The organism is Desulfatiglans parachlorophenolica (assembly GCF_055394735.1).
Map to the genome: position 1 here is coordinate 2985060 of NZ_AP042460.1, position 21761 is coordinate 3006820.

The following is a 21761-nucleotide window of genomic DNA, read 5'->3' on the forward strand; positions in this document are numbered from 1 at the left end:
TTGCTTTTCTGCCATTGCCTTTGACAGGGCAGCGCCCTGTGAAGGCCCGAAGGAGTGAATCGTGACGCCGAAACCGATGCGCCAGGTAGCGCTGCGTATGACCATCGACCCCGATCTCATTCACCTGGCGGCCGCCTTCGCGGAGCAATCCGCCGCCGCCTTCGATCTGGATAAAAAAAGCGTCCTCGCGCTGACGCTCGCCACCGAGGAGATCGTGGGGCATCTTTCGAGGACACCTGCGAAAGGTGGCGAGATCGAGATCCTTTGCAAGGAAAGGGTGTATTGCGTCGAGGAGACCTTCCGGCTCCCGGACCGCGACCTCGATCTGCGGGCCTTCAACCTCACGGCGCGCGTCTCGCCTGAAGACGAATCCAGCCTCGAAGAGACCGGTCTGATCATCGCCTCGCGTATGGTCGACGGGTTCCGATTCAAGAACGTGCCGGACGGCCTGATGCTGACACTCATCAAGGAAAAGGCCTATCCGGAGGTCGGCGGAACCTGGAACGGAACCGCGAAGCCCCTTGAATCGTTTTCGGTCCGTCCCCCCGATTCGGAGGAGTTGAAGACCTTCGTCCACATGGCCCTGACCTTCTATCAAACCGCCCAACTCCCCCTCGCCTTCCGTTTCCCCGGCAAGGTGGTGGACATGGCCGCCGCCGGCGAGTTCGCCATCCTGATCGCCGCCGACCAGACCGGGAACATCGGCGGCGGGATCCTCCTTCACCTTTCTCGAAACCAGGTCGTCGAAGCCGCAGGCCCTTACATCTTCGGCCAGGAAGACACCTCCCGGATGGCCGAGGATCTGATCGAGGCCTGCATCGCTTCCCTGGCCCGGACCGGCAGAATCGGGCTGATTCTGCGCCACCCGACCCGGCACATCCCGGAAGGATGGTTCGAATTGTTGGGGACTCTGGAGCCCCGGGGGGAGGACGGGAAGATCCGGTCCAACCCGTTCTACTACCGGCAGATCGAGGAGGATCTCGGAACGGCGGTCTGGTGCCACCCGGACCTGACGGCTTTTCTTTCGGGCGAATACAGACGTCTGGCCCTGCCCCGCAGGATCCGCACCGTCAGCGACCTCGGAGAAACCGCCTCCCCCTACTCGGTGATCTTCGTGGAACTTGATCCGTTTCACGACGAAGCGGTGCTTCATCCGATCTGGTGGAGCCGGGACGCAGAACAGAACCTGGCGGATCATCTCGCGCTGCTCGAAAAGGAATCCCTCTCGAACATCCTGTTCGCCATGGATCTCGGGAACCCCTGGCACGTGCGGTTCACCCCGATGCTGATCGAGGAAGGCTTCGAACCACGCATCGTCATGCCCTATGGCGGCGTGTCCGATCTCCTGCTTTTTCAGCGTTCGAGAAGGGGAGGCTCCAAATGAGCGGGGTGGCCCTGCAGCAACTCGTCCCCGACTACATCCAGCGGTTCGAGGCCTACATCCCGAGCAAGCCGGATCCCGAACTGAAGAAGCTCTATGGGTGCGACCGCCTCTACCGCCTCAACAACAACGAAAACTGCCTCGGCCCCCCGCCGGAGGCGCAGCGCATCATCCAGCGCTTCCCGCCGCCCGCCGCAGCCGTTTATCCGAGCGGGGACTGCTACTACCTCCGGACGGCGCTCGCGGAAACCTTCGGGAAGCACCCCGACCAGTTCATCGTCGGCAACGGCGCGAACGAGGTGATCACCTGCGTGATCAAGGCCTTCTGCCAGCAGGGGGACAACATCGTCACGGCGGACAAGACCTACGCGGTCTACGAATGGGTGGCCGAGTTCTCGGGGCTCGAGGCGCGGCTGGTTCCGCTCGAGGATTTCGAATTCGACGATCAGGCCATGCTGGAAAGGATGGACGACCGCACCAAGATCGCCTTCGTCTGCAACCCGAACAACCCGACCGGCTCCTACTGGGACACCGAACGGATGCGGGCCTTTCTGGATGCCATAGACGGACGGCGCATCGTCGTCGTGGACGAGGCCTACTGCGAGTTCGTGGACCGCGCGGACTACCCGGACGGCATGGCGCTGATGGAGGACTACCCCAATCTGGTCGTATTCCGGACCTTTTCGAAGATGTACGGGCTGGCGGGGCTCCGCATCGGCTATCTGGCGGGGAGTCCGGAAGTCGTTCAAACCATCCGGAAGACCATGACCGTCTACTCCGTCAACGTCCTGGCCCAGGAGGCGGCGCAGGCGGCGATCCGGGACACGGAGCACATCGAACGGACGCGGTCGATGGTGCGGCAGGGCAAGGATTTCCTGGGCCGCGAACTCGCGCGGATGCACCTGCCCGTCGTGGTCGGGGAAGGGAATTTCATGATGGTCAGGCTGCCCATGAGCGACACGCTCGCCTATCGGAGGCTCATGGCGGAGGGCGTCATGGTCCGGACGATGACCGGGTTCCGCTTCCCGAACTACATCCGCATCACCCTCTCCCACATGGAGGCCCTGGAGGCCCTGGTGGAGGCCCTGCAGAAGATCCTCAAACCACCAGCCTGAGGAGGCGGGAAACCGTGCCGCTGCTTTCAGGGAAGCAGCGCCCCCAGGGAGAGGAGCCGCAGCATGAGGTTGCCCGAGACCATGCGCCTGTATTCGGCCGATGCTCGGACATCGTCGATCGGGGCCACGGCCGTCCTCGCAAGCGCGGCGGCCTGCTCGAACACCTCCCGCGAGGGCCTCTTGCCGGCAAGCAGCGCCTCCGCCGGGTCACAGGTCATGACGGTCGGGCCGACGCTCCCCCAGGCGAAGCGCGCCGACTCGACCACGCCGTCCACGGATACCCGCAGCCGGGCGGCCATGCTGGCCAACCCGATGGCCATGGCCTTGCGCTGCCCCACCTTCTCGAAGTGATGCACCTGCCTCCCTGCCGGCTTTTCCACCCGGACACCCGCCAGGATCTCACCCGGTTCGAGGCGCGTCCTCCCCGGACCCGTGATGAACTCCCCGATCGGCACATGCCGCATCCCGCTCCGGCTTCGAAGCTCCAGGACGGCATCGAGGACATAGAGAGGCGGGAGCGTGTCCCCTGCAGGGGAGGCGGTGCAGATGTTGCCGCCAAGGGTCCCCATCCGGCGGATCAACGGGGAGCCGAGCCCCCGCAACGCCTGGTGGAGCACCGGAAGGTGCCGCTCGACAAGGGGGTGGCCGATCAACTCCGCATGGGACGTGCAGGCCCCGATCCAGAGATCCCTTTCCCCCTCGCGCACCCCGCGGAGTTCGGCGATCCGTTCAAGGCAAATGAAGGCGGCGGGATCGCTCCTGCCGGCCCGCACCTTCACCAGGAGGTCCGTCCCTCCGGCAAGGAGCACCCCTTGCGGCTCCCCTTCCATGAGAAGCCAAAGCGCCTCCAGGCTCTCGGGGGAAAAAACGTCTCTCATGGGATGGGGTCTCCCTGCAGCGTCTCGAACGCCGCCTGAACGGCATCCACGATCTTGGCGTACCCCGTGCAGCGGCAGAGGTTGCCACTCAGGCCTTCGCGGATCGCCTCCCGGCCGGGGTCGGGGTCCGCCCCCAGGAGGTCCGCGGCAGCGACGATCATGCCGGGCGAGCAGAAGCCGCACTGCACCGCCCCGCACCGGACGAAGGCCTCCTGGAGCGCCCGGAGGCGGCCGTCCTCTGCGGCGCCCTCGATGGTCGTCAGAGTCTTCCCATCCAGCTGCGCGGCCAGCATGAGGCAGCCGAGACGGCTTTCCCCGTTCACCAGGACCGCACAGGCCCCGCACTCTCCGCTGCCGCAGCCTTCTTTGGTCCCCGTCAGCCCCAGGTCCTCCCGCAGGAGGTCGACCACCCGCCGGTCCGGAGCCGTGTCCAGACGCGTTTCTTTCCCGTTCAAGACAAAGCGGATTTCCATTGCCCTCACTCCGTAAGCGATGCCGCGCTTCCCCCGCTCATCAGCGCGAGAATCCTTTCCCCGGTCAGGGGTGAACGGTCCGGCTCGATGCCGCAGGCGTCCGAGACCGCATTGGCGATGGCCGGGAGGGGCCCGTTCATCCCGACCTCCCCGACGCCCTTCAGCCCGAAGGGCCCCGTCGCCTCCGGGGCCTCCACAGCGATGGAGGCGATCTCCGGCACGTCGATCGCCCCCGGGATGATGTAGGTCGCAAAATCGGGGGTGAGGATACGGCCCTCTTCCAGACGCACCGCCTCGCTCAGGGCATAGCCGATCCCCTGGGCGACGGCCCCCTCGACCTGCTGCTCGAAGGTCTGCGGGTTGAGCACCCGGCCGGCCTCCGTCGCTGCGCAATAGGTGTCGACCGTAACGGCCCCCGTCAGTTCATCCACCTCGACACGGGCAAGGTGGGCGGCGTGGGAAAAGAGGAGGTGCGGAAACCCGATGACGAACTCCTTCCCCGTATCCGGGACGTCCTTTGCGACCGGCATGATGAACTGGCTGATGCAGACACGGACCTCGTCGCGCATCATGGCCGCTATGTCGCGGAGGGCGACCTCTTTTCCCGCCTTCGCGTAGAGCACCCGCCCCGGAAGCAGTTCGAGGTCGTCGAGGGTGTCGGCGAAAAGCATCAGGGCCGCCCAGCCCAAAATCCGGCGGCGCAGCTCCTCGCAGGCCTGGATCAGGGCGTTTCCGTAGGTGTAGGTGGTCCGGCTCGCCGCCGCCGAGCCCGACGGATAGGTCCTCTCCGTATCCGGCTGCACGCCCTCGATGCGCGTCTCGAGCTGGTGCAGGATCTCACCGGCGATCTGAAAGAGGGCACTCGTGTTCCCCTGGCCCATATCGCTGACCCCATTGTAGACCCGGATGGCCCCTTCGCGCGTCAACTCGACCTTGGCAATGGCCGAGTCGGGCAGTCCGCGCCCGTATCCCATGGCATTCCAGAGGGCCGCCACGCCGACGCCCCGTTTCTTGAACGGACCGGCCTCCGCCTTCCAGGCCTCCCGTCCTCGCCACAGGGGGTGCTCCCACAGCGCTTCGAGGCAGGCGCGGATGCCGGTGGACTGCGTCAGCCGCACGCCGCATCCGTTCGTATCGCCCTGTTCGAGGGCGTTTTGGACCCGCAGGGCCAGAGGGTCCATCCCCAGCCGCGCCGCCAGCCGGTCCATCATCCGCTCGACGGCGAAGCTCACCTGGGCCACCCCGAACCCGCGCATGGCCCCGCCGATGGGGTTGTTCGTGTAGACGCACACGCCTTCGATCCGGGTGTGCGGGATGCGGTAGGGGCCGGAGGCGTGCTCCATCCCGAGGGCCATGACCTCGCCGCCCAGGTGCGCGTAGGCCCCCGTGTCATAGAACAGGCGGCAGTCGAGCGCCTGGAGTTCACCGTTTTCGGATGCCCCGAGCCGGTAGTGCATGCGCGCCGCATGGCGCTTGTACCCTGCCAGGAAGTTCTCCTCGCGCGACCACCACATTTTCACCGGCCGCTCCCCGGCATGCAATGCCGCAAAGGCCAGGAGACACTGGACCGTAGCGCCGTCCTTTCCGCCAAAGCCGCCGCCGAGGTAAGGCCCGACGATCCGGATCCGGTCCATCGGGATGCCGAGGGCATGGCCGATCTCCCACCGGTCCCGGAAGGGGGCCTGGGTGGAAACGACCAGAACGAGCCGGCCGTCGGCCTCCTGCCAGGCGACCCCGTTTTCCGTCTCCAGGAAGGCGTGGGAGATGAAGGGGACCTCGAAGGTCCCTTCGACCATGACGGAGCAGGACCGCAAGGCCGCCTCTGCGCTGCCTTTGCGGATCACGGTTTGGAGGAGCGTGTTCCCGGTCGGCCTGCCTTCGTGGACGAGCGGCGCATCCGGAAGGAGCGCCTCGTCGATCCCGAACACGCCGGGCAGCGGCTCGATGTCCAGCCGGATTAGGTCCAAGGCCTTTTGGAGCACCGAACGGTCTTCCGCGAGAACGAGCGCGACCGGATCCCCGCGGTGCCGCACGACGTCGTCGCAGAGGACCGGCTGATCCTTGTGGACGATCCCCTGCCGGTTGGTCCCCGGCACATCGCGCCCCGTAAGGACGGTGACAACCCCCGGCAGCCCGGCAGCCGCTCCGATGTCGACGCCTCGGATGCGGCCGTGGGGCACCCCGGCGCGCTTGGCCCCGGCCCACAGCAGGACTTCGCCATAATGGTCGGCGGCGTACCTTTCCAGACCCGCAGCCTTCGACGCCGCGTCCGGACGGACAAAAGGTCGTCCGATTCTGGGAATGTCCTCATTCATGCGCTGTCCGCTTCGATGGCCGGCATCCAGGGATGCCCTCCATCACGCAACGAAAGTTCACAATAGCAAAAGTGGTGTTCGCCAGTGCATAGCACAAAGCCCTCGATCGTTCAACGCTAAACAGGATTGTCTTTCCAACCCTCCTGATTTATTCTCACCCCATTCATCTGTCTTGGGGTGTGCAACACCCGGAGAAATAACCGCGGCCGCGGGCGGAATGCAACGCCGGCTGTCAAATGTTGCGGAACTGCGCCGATCTGAGACGAGGATCCATGAACGACCCAGCCCCACCGCCGAAACTCATGTCGATCGAATTCACTTCCCTTTGTCTGATCATGGGAGCGGCCTTCTGCAACATCAGCGTCTTTTACAGCTTCTACCCCTATCTGGAAACGATCGGGATCCCCACGGCATGGCGGGGGTTCCTCGTCGGCCTCGAACCGATGTCCGCCTTCATCCTGCGTTTGGTGGTCCTGCCCTGGCTGAATGTGCGCAATGCCGTGCGCGTCATCCAGGCCGGGCTCATCCTTCTGATCGGCGCCTCATGCGCCTATCTCTGGGTGACGACAGTCCCGGCCATGATTGCCCTGCGGATCATCCACGGAGGGGTATTCGTTCTGCTGACCTCGGCGATCATCGCCCTCGCCGTGACCTTCATCCCCCAGGAAAGAAGCGGCCAAGGCTTCAGCGTCATCAGCATCGTATCGATCATTCCGTACGCCGTCATACCGCCCGTCTCGGAGGCGCTCCTGCCGCATCTGCGGAACGAAGCCGACATCTACGCGGTGGTTTCGATCTTCTCCATCCTCTCCCTTCTGCTTCTGGCCGCCGCGCGCGGCCGGATCGGCGCAGCCGTAGCAGGGCTCGACACGGCCTTGATCCGCCGGCCCACCTGGCCGGAAATCCGTGAAAACCTGCGCCGGCGGCCGGTGGCCACCCTGCTTTTCATGCTCTTCCTGATCTATTTCACCCATGCCACCTTCTTTTATTTTCTGAAGAGCCTCACCGTCCAGATCGGCCTCGGGGAGGTAGGCCTGTTTTTCAGCGTTTCGATGGTCATGATGGTGATCGTACGCCTGACGGGGACCACCCTTTTCGACCGGCTGGACAAGCGCTCCACCCTCCGGAAGGCCCTCGCCCTTCTCATCCCCTGCGTGGTCCTCCTTCCACACGTTCCATCGAGCACCTTCTACTACGTCCTGGCGGCGATCTACGGGACATGCATGGGCATTGGTCTGCCGCTGCTCAACGCCTTGCTCTTCTCGGCCTCACCGCCCTCTCTCAAAGGGCTCAACACCAACCTGGCCCTTTTTACGATGGACCTGGCCTACTTCTGTACGCCGTACCTCGGCGGGGCCCTCATCTCCTTTAGAGCCGAGTTCGGCATCCTCTTCTACATCGCCGGCGGCTGCGTCACCCTGGCTCTGGCCCTGATTGCAGGCAAACGGGGTGAAGCCGACTGAAAAGCAACGCCTTCGGACGAAGCGACGGCGGGGTTCGGGGGAGGGGGAAGTGTTTGTGCGAAGGTGACTTGTCGGCCGCCGGACCAGCAAACGCGCCAATCCACGTCAGGATGCTCAAAAAGGGCCATTTCCGGATGGGTACCCTGGTCGTGCCGGACATTCGTTTCCGGATGAGCGCTGCTTGTTTTTTGTGCAGATCCACCGGCCGCGCCTGGCAGCACAGCGCATCCGGAAACCTCAGTAATCGCGGCGCCACTTGATGCCGATTCCGCCTTCGGAGTTCTCACCGACGTCGGCCTCCCAGGTGATGCTGGGTGTAATCTCTATGTCGACCGTTATTCTGCCGCTTTCCGGTCCCAACCCCCGTTCCATCTCCAGGTAGACCTTTTCATGGATGTATTTGCCGGCCGCCAGGGCCGTATCGCTCCGGCCGTCCTCCGGGGTCTTGATCTGAAGCTGGTCTACGTTCAGAAACCGCCGCGTCCGGCTCATGAAATCAAGGCCTCCGCCGCCGGCCAGTGTACGAATCGCGTTCGCGAGCTGCAGGGCCTGGGCCGCATTGAGCCGTGATGCGGTGCGCCTGAACAGGATGTAGGAAAGGATTTCGTCCGGAGGCAGCGGCGGGTCCGAGGTCAGCGCCAGCTCGAGGGTCGAGGGAGTACCGGCAAGGCTCACCCGCGCCGTGACATCCCCAGTCGACGCATCGGCCACCACATCGATATACGGCTCCGGAGGTACGGAGCCGTCGAAGGTGATCACCCCCCTGGTCAGCAGGAACGGTTTGCCGAGGAAATTGAACCGCCCCCGGACGAGCGACAACCGACCGGCGACCACCGGAGCGTCCGCCGATCCCTCGATGGTCAGGTCGCCCTGCCACTCGGATTCGAGGCCGCGGCCGCGCACGAAGACCCGACCCGGGCTCGAAACCGCCAGATCGAACCGCAGCCGAAGGCTCGAGGGTTCCGCCGCAATCTCCTTCTTTTCCGGGGCCGCCGGTCCGCCCTGCGCACCGTTGACCTCGATCACGTCCAGGATGACCACTTCGGGAGGAAGCTTTTCCGGAATCCGCAGCTCCGCCGGACCTACGACGACCCGCCCCCCAAGCAGCATATCCCGGAGCGTCCCTGTCAAGCGGAGCGCACCCTCCGCTGCAACCGTCGCATCGACCCGCCGGACAAGGGTCGCGTTTGCCAATGTCAGATCCAGATGCAGGGGGAACCCCTTTGCGGGGGCGAGTGCCATCCAGCCCGCAGCGGAAAGTCTGCCGTTGCCCCCATCGCTCGCCCGCGCCGAGGTGATCTCGATCCGTTCCGCATTGCAGGACGCCTCGAGATCGATCTCCTTCAACACGGTCCCCGTCCGGAGATTCTCATAAGCGCCCTCCGCGACCTTCAACCCACCCGCCAGGATCGGAGCCTCCCCGCCCCCTTCGAGGCTCATGTCAGCCTTCAGGACCCCGGAGAGGACCTGATCTTCCCAATCCATCAAGGCATTGACCATGGCAAGATCGATATCGGTCCTCAGCCGTCCGCTCCATTCCTGTCCGTCGATCGACTGCGCACCGGCAGGAGAAAACGACACGGAATAAGGCGCGAGGCAGTCGAAGCTCACGATCTCCCGGTCCCGGGCGTGCATGCCGGCCGAAACCGAAAGCCCCCCCTCCGCGCCCTTCGCACGTCCGGCGACCTGCACAGGAGGCATTCCGGAGAAGTCGGGATCGGTCGACATCACGTCCTTCAGCCCGAAATCCGCTTCGAAAACCGGCTTTTCGGGCGAACCCGCCACCTGAAGGCTGACATTCACAAGCCCGGTTGCATTCGCCGAATGAAGCAGCGGCAGCGACTCCAGCGGCCAGCCGACGACGGTCCCATCCCCCCGTAAACGATCCCCGTCAACGTGCAGGGATGCCCGAAGCTCACCGGAGCCGAAGCGCAGCGCCAGGTCGGCCATGTCGATGGCCGCACTCTCGCGCTCGACCGTCACAGGCCGGATCAGCGAAACGGGATACGCCCCGTAGCGCCCTTGAAGCCGTTCGATCCGCAGCCACTCGGCCTCGGCCCCGTATGAAAACGCGCCGTCCAGATCGAGTGTTACAGGTTCTCCGTAGGTTCCTGCAAACTGCGCTTCAAAGGAAGCCGCTGCGGGCTCCCCTTCCAGACTCACTGACAGCGACGCCACGCTGAACGGGGCCTGCCGAAACCCCTTCACCTCCATACGGGCCTTTCCCGCGGGTCGATCCAAAGGCCCGCGCAGGCTCCCGGATACATCGAGCGAATCGATCCTTCCAAACCGCCCGCGGATCCCGCTGCCGGACACCTTGCATGTGAGCGTTCCGCCCTCCGGAGATGGATCGAATGTGAAGCGGAAATCCGCCGCCCCTCCGAGGTCTTGCATCTCCCACCCGAGAAAGGGGGCCAGAAACGAAAGGTCGAGCGCTGTCCCCGCGAGTTCCCCCTCGACGGCTCCCCCTGCCAGATGCAATCGGCCCTCCGCCGTCAGTCCGGGGGCGGTCACCCGGATGTCGTCGATCGAGATCCGCTCCCCCTCGAACGCGTAGAGACCCGCAACGGCATAGCGCTCCGTTTCGTCTCCGAACGAAACAACGGCCTCACCCCGCGCCGCGGCGAAGGGTCCTCTCAGACTGCCCTTCAGGCGCAGGCCGGGGAAGGCGATCCCCGCCGCCCTGAATTCCGTCCCCGCCGCCTCGATGGTGATTTCCGGCGCCCCCAACGTCCCCGAAGCGACGGCGGAGGCCGCAACGGCCCCTTCGACAGGAAGACCGACATTACGGCCGATGGCCGCGATATCGGCTGAATAGAGGCTGGCGGACCATTCGATCCGCCTGCTCGTCAAATCGAGGGTGCCCGATGCGCCGAGGGTTTCACGCTCGCCTTCGAGCCGGACCTCTTCGAAGGTCAGGTGTCTTCCAGCCTCCAGACGGCAAGCGCCGGCAGCCACCCACCGGCCTTCGAGCGCAGGGAGGATCCCGGGCGGAAGCCCTCCTGCAGGTACCGACAACGTCCCTTCAAAAGCGGCATCGAGATCCCCCGGGCCATCCGCCGCGACGTGGAAACGGAGGTCGGTTCGGCCCGCCACGGCGACCCCCCATGGAGCGGCCAGGCGGCTCAGGTCTGTGGAAGAAAAGACGCCCTGCAACTCGCCCCGCGGACCGGCGGGATCGAACGAACCGGCCAGCGTCAAACGCTGCCCTTCAGCGGCAAGTTCGAGCGACTCGAGCCCCCAACCCTCAGGGTTCGGCCCGGCCAGCGCAATCTTCCACACCAGCGGCAAATCCCCAAGCGGCCTTCGACCAGCAACCTCCAGGGCATCGACCGACCCCTCTCCGGCCCACCGCAGTTCACCCGGCGTCTCATCCCGCCCGGATGCAAACTCCGCCTGGAGGGTGCCGACAAGCCGCTTGAACCCCACGTCGGATATCTGAACCGATTCGAGTACAGGATGAAACTCGGCGCTGATCCGGTCGAAAGGACCTTTTGCCGAACCCGATAAGGTCAACGTTCCCTTCACGCTGCCACCCGTCAGGGTGCCAAGCGGCGCCAGATCCGGGATATGCGTTTCGAAACCGGCCTCCACCAGCCGCCTTTCGAAATCGAAAGACCCGCTCCCCTCCAGGCGTACACCCCCCGTATCGAACGCGACCCGCTCGACCGTCGCCGTTTCGGGGTCATCCATCCGGACGACCACCGCGACCTCCGGAGCCTTTGAACACCAGACGGACCACTCCGGCGGAAGGGCCCCCTCCGCCGGGCGCAGCATCCCGTCGATGGACAGGCGCAGGGCATCTCCGATCTCCAGGCCCAGCCCGAGCACGGCCGTTCCCCAGGGCCCCACGGCAGCGCTGCACCGGCCCTTCCAGGCATCCAAGGCGCCGTCGCCCTCCATCCGAACCTCGATCACTCCGTCCGGAATCGACAAGGCCCTGCCCACAATCCCTCCAGGGGCCTCCTGAAAGACAAACGCCACGCGCAGCCGATCGGCATCCAGCCACAGAACGGCATCGCCCTCGAGCCGGGCCGCAGGACCGCCGTCGACACGGAGCCGGACGCCCTGACCACGATCCGCAGAGGCCTCCCCCAGGGCGCCATCGAACATGAACGCGGCAGGCTCCCCCAAAACAGGCTCTTCCAGCGTCAGACGCTCGACCCGCATCTCGCCCACCGCGAGGCGGGCGAAGACATTCCTGACGGCCGACAGGGGGCTGCCCTCCTCTTCGGAGGCCGCGTCAGCCTCGGCCACAGGCGCGCGCAGAAGCCGGACTTCGCCCGCACGGCAATGCTCCACGTGGAGCCTCCCGGCAAAGAGCGCCCACAGGCTCCCCAGACGGAAATCGAGTTCCTCGATCCGGATCCAAAGTCCTTCACGGTCATAAAGGGCGATCGCCCCCACAGAGAAGTCAAGCGGTACGACGCCCGTCAACCCCTCGATCCTCACGGACGGTGCGCCATCGACCCGGGAAGCCGCCTCGACGGCCGCAATGAGCCTCGCCCTGCCCCACGGCGTCTGCAGGGCCGTAAAAGCCGCAGCGGCCAGAACGATCAGCAGGGCGACCGCACCCAGACCCCATTGGATGGTTTTTATGACGGTTCGCTTCGACATGGTCCGCTCAAAAGGCCTGCCCCAGGCTGATGTAAACCTGGAAGGGTTCATCCACATCCGGCCGGCGGTTGAGTGGGATGCCCACATCCAGACGCAGCGGTCCGATGGGCGTAATATAGCGCAGGCCGATGCCCGTCCCCCACAAGACGTCGGAGCTGTCGTCCAGAATCCGGTCGGAAAACGCGCTGCCGCCGTCCAGGAAAAGGACCGCACCGATCGTATCCGTCATACCCAGCCTCGCCTCCACCGACATCTCCAGCAATGCCTTGCCCCCGATTGGAGACCCGTCCCTGAGAGGGCCCACAGACTGGTAGGCATACCCTCGGATGGAGCCGCCCCCGCCGGCATAGAGACGCTCGTCGGCCGGGATATCGAGCACGTCGGGCCCAGGCTCGGCGCCGGCCGACACCCTGCCCGCCAGGATCAGGCGCCGGTTCGCGATGACGGGGACGTAATGGGTCATCGTGCCGATCACCTTCAGAAAGTCCGCATCACGCCGTTCAAGATCCAGGTAGGGAGACGCCTCCACCGCCAGACGGCCCCCTCTTTCGGGGTCCAGGAGATCCTTCGTGCCGTCCCATGCCAAAGAAACGGGGAAGGAAAGGTATTTGAAGCGGTTCTTTTCCTCGAACTGCGTCACCGTCGAGACCTTGGCCTGAACCCCCAGGCCCAGCTCGAGCGTCTCCCGCAGTTTTCGCCCCACCAGGAACCGGCCGGTGTAGCTGCGAGCCTCATAGGCATCCGGTTTGTCATCGGCCAGCCGCAAGGTCATCTCCAGCCGCTGGTCCTGACGGAGGAACCATGGCTTGCGGAAGCTGAACTCCCCTCCCTGCTCGAAGCGGGAAAGCGTCCCCGTAAAGCCCAGATGTTCGCCCTCACCGAAGAGGTTCCGATTCTCCCAGGAAAACCGGCCGCCAAAGCCCTCATCGGTGCGGTAATAGAGAGTGGTGGCAATCGTCTTCAATTTTCTCTCCGTCAGCACCACCTTCAGCGGGAGCTTTCCGTCGGCCTCGGAGACGGTGCCCTTCTCGACCCGGATGATCGAGAAAAAGCCCGTCGCCCGTAGCCGGTCCTGAAAAACCTCCAGGGGACCGGGGTCGTAAGGATCCTCGAATCTCCAGGGAATCAGGTCCCGCACCACCTGTTCCTCGAGGCGCGTCAGGCCCTCGATCTCGACCTCGCCAAAACACGCTCGGGGCCCCGAATCGAGGACGAAAAGCAGATCCATGGCACGCGCCCCATGCTGCACCAGAGCGCGTCGCTCGGCAATCTTCGGGTAGGGGTAGCCCTTCTCCCGCACGTGGCGAAGGAGGGCGGCCTCGGCATCGACCACCGCGGCCGCCCGGGCGGCCCTTCCGGGGTAAAGCCCGAGTTCCGCAGGTGAAGGCACCTTCTCCGGGGGCAGTTCGGTGCCCTCAGCCGGTGCGATCTCCACATTCCTGAAGGTGTAAAGCGGACCGGAGGCAATCTCGAAGGTCACCCTGACAGGCGTCGAGTTCCGATCCACTTGAAAATCAAACCGTGCATCGTAATACCCCTCGGATCGCATGACCGCCGTCAGTCGGGGGATGTCCTCCTGGACACGCCTCCGCAGAAACCTCACCGTAGCCGGCGGATAGGTCTCGCGCTCCTGAACGGCGACGGACGATTCCTCGAGCAGGCGCTTCAAGGGCGGGTCCTCGATTCCGGCGAAATGGACGACGTATGCCACGCCTTCCTTTTTCGTGTCCGCCCAGGCCCGGGCAGGCACCCAAGCGATCGAGAAAAAGGTCGAAAGCACGATCAAGAGACAAACCGAATGACGGGGAAACCTCCTCGACCGCCGACCCGATTCCGGTCGGCGGGGGGGGCGATTTTTAATTTTACGATTGAAATTCAGGATGTTAGTATACATATTCCCATGAATCGCGAACACGATGCGACGCTGCCGACGCCTTCCTGAAACGCCGGCCTCCGAAGCGCGAAACGAGCGGGCCCGCCGGATTCGCGCCTGGCGCTCGACCGCAGGCTGTCTCGCGGATGCGTCCTGCGGATCGGCAGGGAAACTATGTCTCAACCAAAATCGGCCGCGCAACGGCATGGAGGATCGCAACGATGAACGAACAAACCACAACGGGATAGGTCCCCGGCGCTGTAGGTAAGATAACCGAACTCCACGCGGTTTACTACCACGATCGCTGGGGCTTCGACGTTTCCTTCGAGACCCGGGTAGGTGCCGAACTCTCGGAATTTGTGCGCCATTTTCAGGAGGAGCGCGACGGTCTCTGGCTCGCGTGGTGCGAGAAGACCTTCGCCGGGAGCGTGGCCGTCGACGGCAGGCCGGGAACCCTCCGCAGATGCGCGGAAAGGCCCCAAAAGCAAAAGGCCCGGTGCGGAAGGCGAATGCCTCCCGCACCGGGCCTCTATGATCGACTGCGGCCGGTGACCTGATGCGCCGGCCTGCAGGGTAGAGCGATGCGCGGCGCTTACATCATGCCGCCCATGCCACCCATACCGCCCATGCCGCCACCCGGCATCGGAGGCATGTCATCCTTGTCCTTCGGTTTTTCGGCGATCATCGCCTCGGTCGTCAGAAGCAGCGAGGAGACCGAGGAGGCGTTCTGCAGCGCGAAACGGGTCACCTTGGTCGGGTCGATGATCCCGGCCTTCAACAGGTCTTCGTACGCGCCCTTGTCAGCGTTGTAACCGATCGCCCCTTCCTTTTCCTTGACCTTTTCGACGACCACGGACCCTTCGGCCCCGGCGTTGTTGGCGATCTGACGGAGCGGTTCCTCGAGCGCACGCATGACCAGCTTGACGCCGGGCTGTTCCTCGCCTTCGAGCTTCAACCCAGCCAGCGCCGGAATGCAGCGGACGAGCGCGACACCGCCGCCCGGCACGACGCCTTCTTCCACAGCGGCGCGCGTGGCGTTCAGGGCGTCTTCAACCCTCGCCTTCTTCTCTTTCATCTCGGACTCGGTGGCAGCCCCCACGCTGATGACGGCGACGCCGCCGATCAGCTTCGCAAGGCGCTCCTGGAGCTTTTCGCGGTCGTAATCGGAAGTCGTCTCATCGATCTGGGCACGGATCTGCTTGACCCGCCCTTCGAGGTCGGCGCGGTTTCCGCCGCCGTCCACGATGGTGGTGTTGTCCTTGTCGATGTTGATGGTCTTGGCGGTGCCGAGGTCGTTCAGGGTCGTGTTTTCGAGTTTGAAGCCCAGGTCCTCGGAGATGACACGGCCGCCGGTCAGGATGGCGATATCCTCGAGCATGGCCTTGCGGCGATCCCCGAATCCGGGGGCCTTGACCGCGGACACCTGCAGCGTTCCACGCAATTTGTTGACGACCAGGGTCGCCAGCGCCTCACCTTCGATGTCCTCGGCGATGATCAGGAGCGGCTTGCCCATCTTGGCGATCTGTTCCAGGATGGGGATCATATCCTTCATGCTGCTGATCTTCTTCTCATGGAGCAGAATATAGGGCTCGCTCAGATTGACGATCATCTTCTCGGGATCGGTGACAAAATACGGGGAGAGATAGCCGCGGTCGAACTGCATGCCTTCCACCACCTCGAGGGTGGTCTCCATGCTCTTGGCCTCTTCGACCGTGATGACGCCTTCCTTGCCGACCTTGTTCATGGCCTCGGCGATGATATTGCCGATGGTGGTGTCGTTGTTCGCCGATATGGTGCCGACCTGGGCGATCTCTTCCTGGTCTTTGGTGGGCTTGGAAATCTTCTTGAGTTCTCCGACGGCCACTTCGACCGCCTTTTCGATGCCGCGCTTGAGGGCCATCGGGTTGATACCGGCGGCCACGAGCTTGGATCCTTCGCGATAGATCGCCTGGGCCAGAACCGTCGCCGTCGTGGTCCCGTCACCGGCCACATCGGAGGTCTTGGAGGCGACCTCCTTGACCATCTGCGCGCCCATATTCTCGAACTTGTCCTCCAGTTCGATTTCCTTGGCGACCGTTACGCCGTCCTTCGTGATGTTCGGTGAACCAAAGGATTTGTCCAAAATAACATTGCGGCCTTTGGGCCCCAGAGTCACCTTCACAGCATCTGCAAGGAAATCGACGCCCCGCAGGATGGATTCCCTCGCCTTTACACCGTATTTAATCTCTTTCGCCATGCTGATTCTCCTCCTCATATAATTGTTTTGAACAGGCGGATATCCGATCGTTCAGGCTGCTATTGCACGATGGCAATGATATCGTCTTCCCGCATGATGAGATGTTCCTCGCCCTCGATCTTGATCTCGGTGCCCGCATATTTTCCAAAAAGAATACGGTCGCCCGCTTTCACCTCCAGGGGCATCTTGGTCCCGTTCTCGAGGATCTTCCCGTTGCCGACAGCAACGACGACGCCCTCGATGGGCTTTTCTTTCGCGGTGTCCGGAATGATGATTCCGCCCTTGGTTTTCTCTTCACCCTCGACCCGTTTCACGATGACGCGATCATGCAGTGGCCTTACATTCATCTTCCATTTCCTCCCATTTCAGTTTTTTTTCGAATTGAAGAGGCCCTCATCGGCCCCTTAAAGCAAAAAGCTTCCTTTCCTGTCGGGCACCTGTTCGAAACGCTGCCTACAAGCGATGACCTTCAACAAGGCCTTTCCAGGAAGCCTGTTTAAACAGAAAGCAGCCCATGAGCATTCAAGCGCTTTGCCAACCACACCCCGGCGAAGGCGCCTGGAGCCCCCCCGTTTCACCGAAATCAGACAACGGTTAAAGCTAATACGGCATCGCTTTTTGTCAATAGACCGGGAAGGAAAAAAAGGAAAAGGTTACAGAGGCTGGCTCAAGCGCCAAGACCAAGTCTCCATGACACCGAGCGAAAGGGGTTTGAGAGGCGTCCACGCCAGGTATTCAGCCGCTTTCCCGACCCGCAGGCAACTGCGGCGAAGGTCACCGGCACGGGCTTCCCTCAACAGGGGGGTGGCCAATTGCGGGTCGATCGGTCCCCGCAGGGCATCGAGGCTGTTGAAGATCGTACGGTACAAATCGCGCGTCCGTGTTTCCATCCCCGTACCGATGTTGTAACAACCGCCCCCTCCGTGCGAGAGTGCGGCGATATTGGCCCTGACGATATCGCCGACGAAGCAGTAATCCCGGACCATTCCGTCTTCCTCTCCGGGGAAATGAAAGAGCAGCGACGGCTCACCCTTCAGGAGATTGTTCATGAAGATGGCCACGACACCGGCCTCCCCTTTGGGAATCTGCCTCGGCCCATAGACATTGGCATAGCGCAGGACGCAGTAATCCAGGCCATGCTGATGCCGATAATACGCGAGATAGTGCTCCGAAGCGTATTTGGCGACCGCATAGGGTGAGAGCGGCCTCGGCAGGCAGTCTTCGGATGTGGGGTATTCCTCGGCCTCCCCGTATATCGCCCCTCCCGAAGAGATGAAGATCACCTTTTTCACCCCGGAGCGCACCGCGGCCTCGAGGAGGTTCAGAAGACCCTTGATATTGATATCCGCATCCGCAACCGGATCGCCCACGGATGCGGGCACACTGATCTGTGCCGCATGGTGGTTCAATGCGTCCGGCCGTTCGCGCGCGATAATCTCGAAGATCTCCGCAGAGCGGATGTCCGCTTCGTAAAAGCGGGCGCCGGGGTTGACATTGGAAAGCCTGCCGCTCGAGAGATCGTCCACCACCGAAACCTGATGGCCTTCGGCCAGATATCCATCCACCACGTTGGAACCGATGAACCCGGCCCCTCCCGTCACCATGATCCTCATCCTGCCCCCGTTCGATCCCCCGGCGAAGTCTTTGGGTCCGGAACCCGCTCCGCGTAACTGTTCTCAAGTCCCTGGACCAGCCATGTCAGGGCGCGGTTGATGGGTGTTGAGACCCCGCAGCGCTCCCCTTCCGTGACGATGGCCCCATTGATATGCGCGATCTCCGTAGGGCGCTCTTTGAGGACATCCTGCAGCATCGAGGCGATATTGTCCGCCGTCGCGCGGCACACCTCCATGACGCGCCCAATCGGATCGGGATAGGGAAGGGTGATCCCCCGAGCAGCCGCCACGGCCGTCGCTTCCCTCACCAAATCGTCCATCAACCGGGAGACGGTCGGCAGTTCCGGCAGGCGCCCGTTCTTGACCCGCAGCAGCGCCGTGAGGGCGTTGATCCCGGCATTGACGATCAGTTTCCCCCATATGAGCTGATCGACCCTTTCGGCCGTACGGATCGCAAAGCCAGCCTGTCTGAAGGCTTCGGCGATCTGTTCGATCGTTTCGTCCCGCCCCGGATCAGGGCCGATGACCGTATCCCCGCGGCCGGCATGCCGGATACGGCCGGGGCCCAGCACCGTCGCGCCCTCGGCCGTGATCCCGCCGAGGACCCGCTCCGGACCGAAGACATCCTGGAGAACCTCGAAATTGCCGAGCCCGTTCTGCAGCGTGAGCACCCTCCCTTCGGCCGGCAGCCAATCCGCGATCTGCTCGGCCGCCTGCCGCGTCTGGTTGGCCTTGACACAGATCAGCGCCAGATCGGGCCTCGAGGGCGCTTCGGGCGTGATGACAGGCACTTCGACCCTGTAATCGCCTAGGATTCCTTCGATGAAAATCCCTTCCCTGTTGATGCGATCCGCCCGCTCCGGCCGGTAATCGAGCAGCGTGGCGTCATAACCGGCCTTCCGGAACCGGGCCGCGAACAGACACCCCACCGCCCCCGGGCCAACAACCAGGATCTTCATGGGCAACCCCTCAAATCTTTTCGGCCTCGTCGGCACTCATCGAAAAAACGTGCTCAGGGCCGGGGAAGGCGCCGCTCTCGACATCCTGCCTGTACCGGGCGAGGGCCTCGCGGATCTGGGGCGCCAGGTTGACGTACTGCTTGACGAATTTCGGTGTGAAGCGTTCGAAAAGCCCCAACACGTCATGATAAACCAGGACCTGTCCGTCGCAGTCGGGCCCGGCGCCGATCCCGATCGTGGGGATGCGCAATTCGCGGGTAATACGCGCCCCCAGGACGTCCGGGACGCATTCCATGACGATCATGAAAGCACCGGCGGCCTCCATGTCCCTGGCCGCCTGGACCAGTTCCCGGGCGCTCTCGGCGTCCTTGCCCTGAACCTTGAAGCCGCTCAGCTTGGTCGCCGTCTGCGGTGTGAGCCCGATGTGCCCGCACACCGGAATCCCCGCCTTTACAATCGCCCGGATCACCCCCGCCATCTCGCTGCCGCCCTCGAGCTTGACGGCCTCACATCCCGCTTCTTTGATGAAGCGGCCGGCGTTCTCAACGGCCTTCTCTTCGCTCACCTGATACGAGAGAAAGGGCATATCCCCGAGGATGAAACCGCTCTTCACGCCCCGGCGCACGGCCTTGCAGTGATGGATCATCTCGTCCATCGTCACGGGGACCGTCGAATCATACCCAAGCATGACCATACCCAGGGAATCGCCCACCAGAATGGTGTCGATCCCGGCCTGATCGGCCAGCGCCCCAGAAGTATAGTCATAGGCCGTCAGCATGGTGATCTTCTGCCCCGCCGCCTTTTTAGCCTGCAAACCTGCAATCGTCACTTTTTTCCGTTCCATTGGTCCCTCCTCTCGATGCGTACCCGGAGGCCGCGGTGGCGTCAACCCTCCACACCCAAAAGTCCTTATAGGATATCCAGCCAGAAACGATCATCAGCCACATGCACATTTCCCATCCGGAGATGAGGATTTTCTCTTCACACGCTTCGCGGCGGGTCCCGGTTTGCCGATATCAAGGAAATCAAGCGTTTGCGCGGAGGCGACCTGCTGGTCACCGCACAAGCAAACATTCAGATCGACGCCGAGATTGGCAAAAAAAGACCCTTTCCGGATGGAAACCGACTCCTGCAAAAACTGTCCGGAAGCCCATGGCTGCCGACACAGCTGTCATTTCCCATTCTCTTTAGTGTCCATCCGGAAAAGAGCATCCAGCGCGGCAAAGTTTCCAACCCGGAAATGAGGATTTTTGGCCAATATCAAGGAAATCAAGCGTTTGTGCGGAGGCGACCTGCAGGTCGCCGCACAAGCAAACGTGCAGATCGACGCCGAGATTGGTCAAAAAGACCATTTCCGAATGGAAACTATCTATCACGTCTATGTCAACGGCACAGCGTTGTCAACCTTATTGAGCAGCGCCCTCGAAAGGCATTCGAAATCCCCGTACAGACATTTTAAGGTTGCCGCAAACCAGAGGGGACGTGTATACTCCTGTTTCATCGGAAACCCGTCATGCAGGCAGACATCGGCACCCACCCCTACCGTCGACCGAGCGGTGACCTCCAGGCTGCGTCCGGATGAAACCAGTGTTTTCTCCATCCAGTTCAAACCGCTCGGTCCCGGTCCGGAAACTCCCGCTGCCTGCCTTTCATTTCCAGAATGACCCTGCTGCAGTTCCAGACAAAACGTCGAGTGTCCGGAATCCTGCAGCGGACCTCTCAACCCCTGGACGTCACGAGTCCCAGAATGGCCCAGATCGACGCTTTTTTCAAACTCATGAACGAACAGGGGGCCTCCGACCTCCACATGGTTACGGGTCAGCAGCCCGTCCTGCGCATTCATGGGGATCTCGAACGGATCAAGTACAGGATCCTCGAAAACGATTCCCTGAAGGCCATGCTCTACGAGATTGCACCGGAGGACAAGATCAAGGCGTTCGAAGAGACGGGAGACGTCGATTTCGGGTACGAGATCCCGGGGCTCGCACGCTATCGCGCCAATTTTTTCCAGCAGCGGAGCGGGGTCGGCGCCGTCTTTCGTGAAATCCCTTCCAGGATCCTGACCTGTGAGGAACTCGGCCTGCCTCCGGTGATCCGCCGGCTCGCCTCGCTCCCCCGCGGGCTCGTCCTGGTGACAGGGCCGACCGGCAGCGGCAAGTCCACCACGCTTGCGGCCGTCGTCGATGAAGTGAACCGCACTCGCAAAGACCATATCATCACCATCGAAGACCCCATCGAGTTCGTACATCATAGCGACAAGGCAATCATCAACCACAGGGAGGTGGGCCGGCACACACGCTCCTTCTCCATCGCCCTGCGGGGGGCTCTGCGTGAGGATCCCGACGTGATCATGGTGGGGGAAATGCGCGATCTGGAGACCATCGCCCTCGCCATCGAGGCGTCCGCCACGGGCCACCTGGTTCTGAGCACCCTGCACACATCGAGCGCCTCCAAGACCGTGGACCGGATGATCGAGGTCTTCCCGGAAAATGAACAGGAGCAGATCCGCAACACCCTGGCGGACAATCTGCGGGCCGTAATCAGTCAGACCCTGTTCAAACGCACCGACCGTCGGGGCCGCGTGGCGGCGCTCGAGATCCTGATCGCCACGCCGGCCGTCCGAAACCTCATCCGTGAAGGCAAGACCTTTCAAATCCCCTCCATGCTGCAGATGGGCAAAAAATACGGCATGCAGACCCTCGATGACGCCATCCTGAACCTGCTCAACCAGAAGATCATCGCTCCTGAAGACGCCTATTCCAAATCCACGGACAAATCTCGATTCCTGCCTTTCCTGACACATCCACCCGCCGATTTCACCGAGGTATAGGTAAAGGA

At 63.1% G+C, this 21761-nt stretch carries 16 protein-coding genes; 4 read left to right on the plus strand and 12 right to left on the minus strand.

All coding sequences use genetic code 11. The features are described from left to right. The first annotated feature begins 61 nt into the window (after window positions 1-61). Complete coding sequence (locus tag ACZ500_RS14035; RefSeq protein ID WP_464227964.1) at window positions 62-1384, plus strand: hypothetical protein; 1323 nt, start codon at window positions 62-64, stop codon at window positions 1382-1384. Further along, window positions 1381-2496, plus strand: coding sequence for a histidinol-phosphate transaminase (hisC, locus tag ACZ500_RS14040; protein WP_464227965.1), 1116 nt, complete (start codon window positions 1381-1383; stop codon window positions 2494-2496). The genes ACZ500_RS14035 and hisC overlap by 4 nt, the downstream gene beginning before the upstream one ends. 26 nt (window positions 2497-2522) lie before the next feature. On the opposite strand, the gene ACZ500_RS14045 is transcribed toward hisC, so the two are convergent. The 3 genes from ACZ500_RS14045 to ACZ500_RS14055 are packed head-to-tail and all read right to left on the minus strand — an operon-like array spanning window position 2523 to window position 6162. Beyond that, window positions 2523-3374: an FAD binding domain-containing protein gene (locus tag ACZ500_RS14045; protein WP_464227966.1), complete on the minus strand. Its 852-nt coding sequence runs from the start codon at window positions 3372-3374 to the stop codon at window positions 2523-2525. Then, window positions 3371-3847 carry a (2Fe-2S)-binding protein gene (locus ACZ500_RS14050; RefSeq protein ID WP_464227967.1) on the minus strand — a complete coding sequence of 159 codons (477 nt, stop codon included), beginning with the start codon at window positions 3845-3847 and terminating at the stop codon, window positions 3371-3373. Before ACZ500_RS14050 ends, ACZ500_RS14045 begins: the two co-directional genes overlap by 4 nt. A gap of 5 nt (window positions 3848-3852) precedes the next feature. Then, entirely contained in the window at window positions 3853-6162 is a 2310-nt protein-coding gene (locus tag ACZ500_RS14055; protein WP_464227968.1) for a xanthine dehydrogenase family protein molybdopterin-binding subunit, read from the minus strand. A gap of 272 nt (window positions 6163-6434) precedes the next feature. Here ACZ500_RS14055 and ACZ500_RS14060 point away from each other — a divergent pair, with 272 nt between their 5' ends. Beyond that, window positions 6435-7625: an MFS transporter gene (locus tag ACZ500_RS14060; protein ID WP_464227969.1), complete on the plus strand. Its 1191-nt coding sequence runs from the start codon at window positions 6435-6437 to the stop codon at window positions 7623-7625. Window positions 7626-7862: 237 nt separating this feature from the next. Here the strand turns inward: ACZ500_RS14060 and ACZ500_RS14065 are convergent, their stop codons facing one another. The 9 genes from ACZ500_RS14065 to ACZ500_RS14105 form a co-directional block, all read right to left on the minus strand. After that, on the minus strand, window positions 7863-12242 hold the full coding sequence (locus tag ACZ500_RS14065; RefSeq protein ID WP_464227970.1) for a translocation/assembly module TamB domain-containing protein: 4380 nt from the start codon (window positions 12240-12242) through the stop codon (window positions 7863-7865). 7 nt (window positions 12243-12249) lie between these two features. Then, complete coding sequence (locus tag ACZ500_RS14070) at window positions 12250-14022, minus strand: autotransporter assembly complex protein TamA (RefSeq protein WP_464233056.1); 1773 nt, start codon at window positions 14020-14022, stop codon at window positions 12250-12252. A gap of 685 nt (window positions 14023-14707) precedes the next feature. Continuing rightward, complete coding sequence (groL, locus tag ACZ500_RS14075) at window positions 14708-16351, minus strand: chaperonin GroEL (protein WP_464227971.1); 1644 nt, start codon at window positions 16349-16351, stop codon at window positions 14708-14710. A 59-nt stretch (window positions 16352-16410) separates the two neighbouring features. Continuing rightward, window positions 16411-16698 (minus strand): co-chaperone GroES, encoded by a 288-nt coding sequence (gene groES, locus ACZ500_RS14080; protein WP_464227972.1) that lies wholly within the window; start codon window positions 16696-16698, stop codon window positions 16411-16413. A 306-nt stretch (window positions 16699-17004) separates the two neighbouring features. Further along, window positions 17005-17955, minus strand: coding sequence for an NAD-dependent epimerase/dehydratase family protein (locus ACZ500_RS14085; RefSeq protein WP_464227973.1), 951 nt, complete (start codon window positions 17953-17955; stop codon window positions 17005-17007). A gap of 5 nt (window positions 17956-17960) precedes the next feature. Further along, complete coding sequence (locus ACZ500_RS14090; RefSeq protein ID WP_464227974.1) at window positions 17961-18923, minus strand: ketopantoate reductase family protein; 963 nt, start codon at window positions 18921-18923, stop codon at window positions 17961-17963. Window positions 18924-18933: 10 nt separating this feature from the next. Further along, on the minus strand, window positions 18934-19767 hold the full coding sequence (gene panB / locus ACZ500_RS14095) for a 3-methyl-2-oxobutanoate hydroxymethyltransferase (RefSeq protein WP_464227976.1): 834 nt from the start codon (window positions 19765-19767) through the stop codon (window positions 18934-18936). 93 nt (window positions 19768-19860) lie between these two features. Beyond that, entirely contained in the window at window positions 19861-20058 is a 198-nt protein-coding gene (locus ACZ500_RS14100; RefSeq protein WP_464227977.1) for a hypothetical protein, read from the minus strand. A 52-nt stretch (window positions 20059-20110) separates the two neighbouring features. Then, on the minus strand, window positions 20111-20275 hold the full coding sequence (locus tag ACZ500_RS14105) for a hypothetical protein (protein ID WP_464227978.1): 165 nt from the start codon (window positions 20273-20275) through the stop codon (window positions 20111-20113). 395 nt (window positions 20276-20670) lie between these two features. On the opposite strand from ACZ500_RS14105, the gene ACZ500_RS14110 reads away from it, so the two are divergent. Continuing rightward, window positions 20671-21753, plus strand: coding sequence for a type IV pilus twitching motility protein PilT (locus ACZ500_RS14110; RefSeq protein ID WP_464227980.1), 1083 nt, complete (start codon window positions 20671-20673; stop codon window positions 21751-21753). The last annotated feature ends 8 nt before the right edge of the window (window positions 21754-21761 follow it).

Bases quoted from the DNA above. Each gene is read 5' to 3' on its own strand.
- hisC (WP_464227965.1), top strand. From the start codon at position 1,381: ATGAGCGGGGTGGCCCTGCAGCAACTCGTCCCCGACTACATCCAGCGG.
- ACZ500_RS14045 (WP_464227966.1), bottom strand. From the start codon at position 3,374: ATGAGAGACGTTTTTTCCCCCGAGAGCCTGGAGGCGCTTTGGCTTCTC.
- ACZ500_RS14050 (WP_464227967.1), bottom strand. From the start codon at position 3,847: ATGGAAATCCGCTTTGTCTTGAACGGGAAAGAAACGCGTCTGGACACG.
- ACZ500_RS14055 (WP_464227968.1), bottom strand. From the start codon at position 6,162: ATGAATGAGGACATTCCCAGAATCGGACGACCTTTTGTCCGTCCGGAC.
- ACZ500_RS14060 (WP_464227969.1), top strand. From the start codon at position 6,435: ATGAACGACCCAGCCCCACCGCCGAAACTCATGTCGATCGAATTCACT.
- ACZ500_RS14065 (WP_464227970.1), bottom strand. From the start codon at position 12,242: ATGTCGAAGCGAACCGTCATAAAAACCATCCAATGGGGTCTGGGTGCG.
- groL (WP_464227971.1), bottom strand. From the start codon at position 16,351: ATGGCGAAAGAGATTAAATACGGTGTAAAGGCGAGGGAATCCATCCTG.
- groES (WP_464227972.1), bottom strand. From the start codon at position 16,698: ATGAATGTAAGGCCACTGCATGATCGCGTCATCGTGAAACGGGTCGAG.
- ACZ500_RS14085 (WP_464227973.1), bottom strand. From the start codon at position 17,955: ATGGTGACGGGAGGGGCCGGGTTCATCGGTTCCAACGTGGTGGATGGA.
- ACZ500_RS14090 (WP_464227974.1), bottom strand. From the start codon at position 18,923: ATGAAGATCCTGGTTGTTGGCCCGGGGGCGGTGGGGTGTCTGTTCGCG.
- panB (WP_464227976.1), bottom strand. From the start codon at position 19,767: ATGGAACGGAAAAAAGTGACGATTGCAGGTTTGCAGGCTAAAAAGGCG.
- ACZ500_RS14105 (WP_464227978.1), bottom strand. From the start codon at position 20,275: ATGGTCTTTTTGACCAATCTCGGCGTCGATCTGCACGTTTGCTTGTGC.
- ACZ500_RS14110 (WP_464227980.1), top strand. From the start codon at position 20,671: ATGGCCCAGATCGACGCTTTTTTCAAACTCATGAACGAACAGGGGGCC.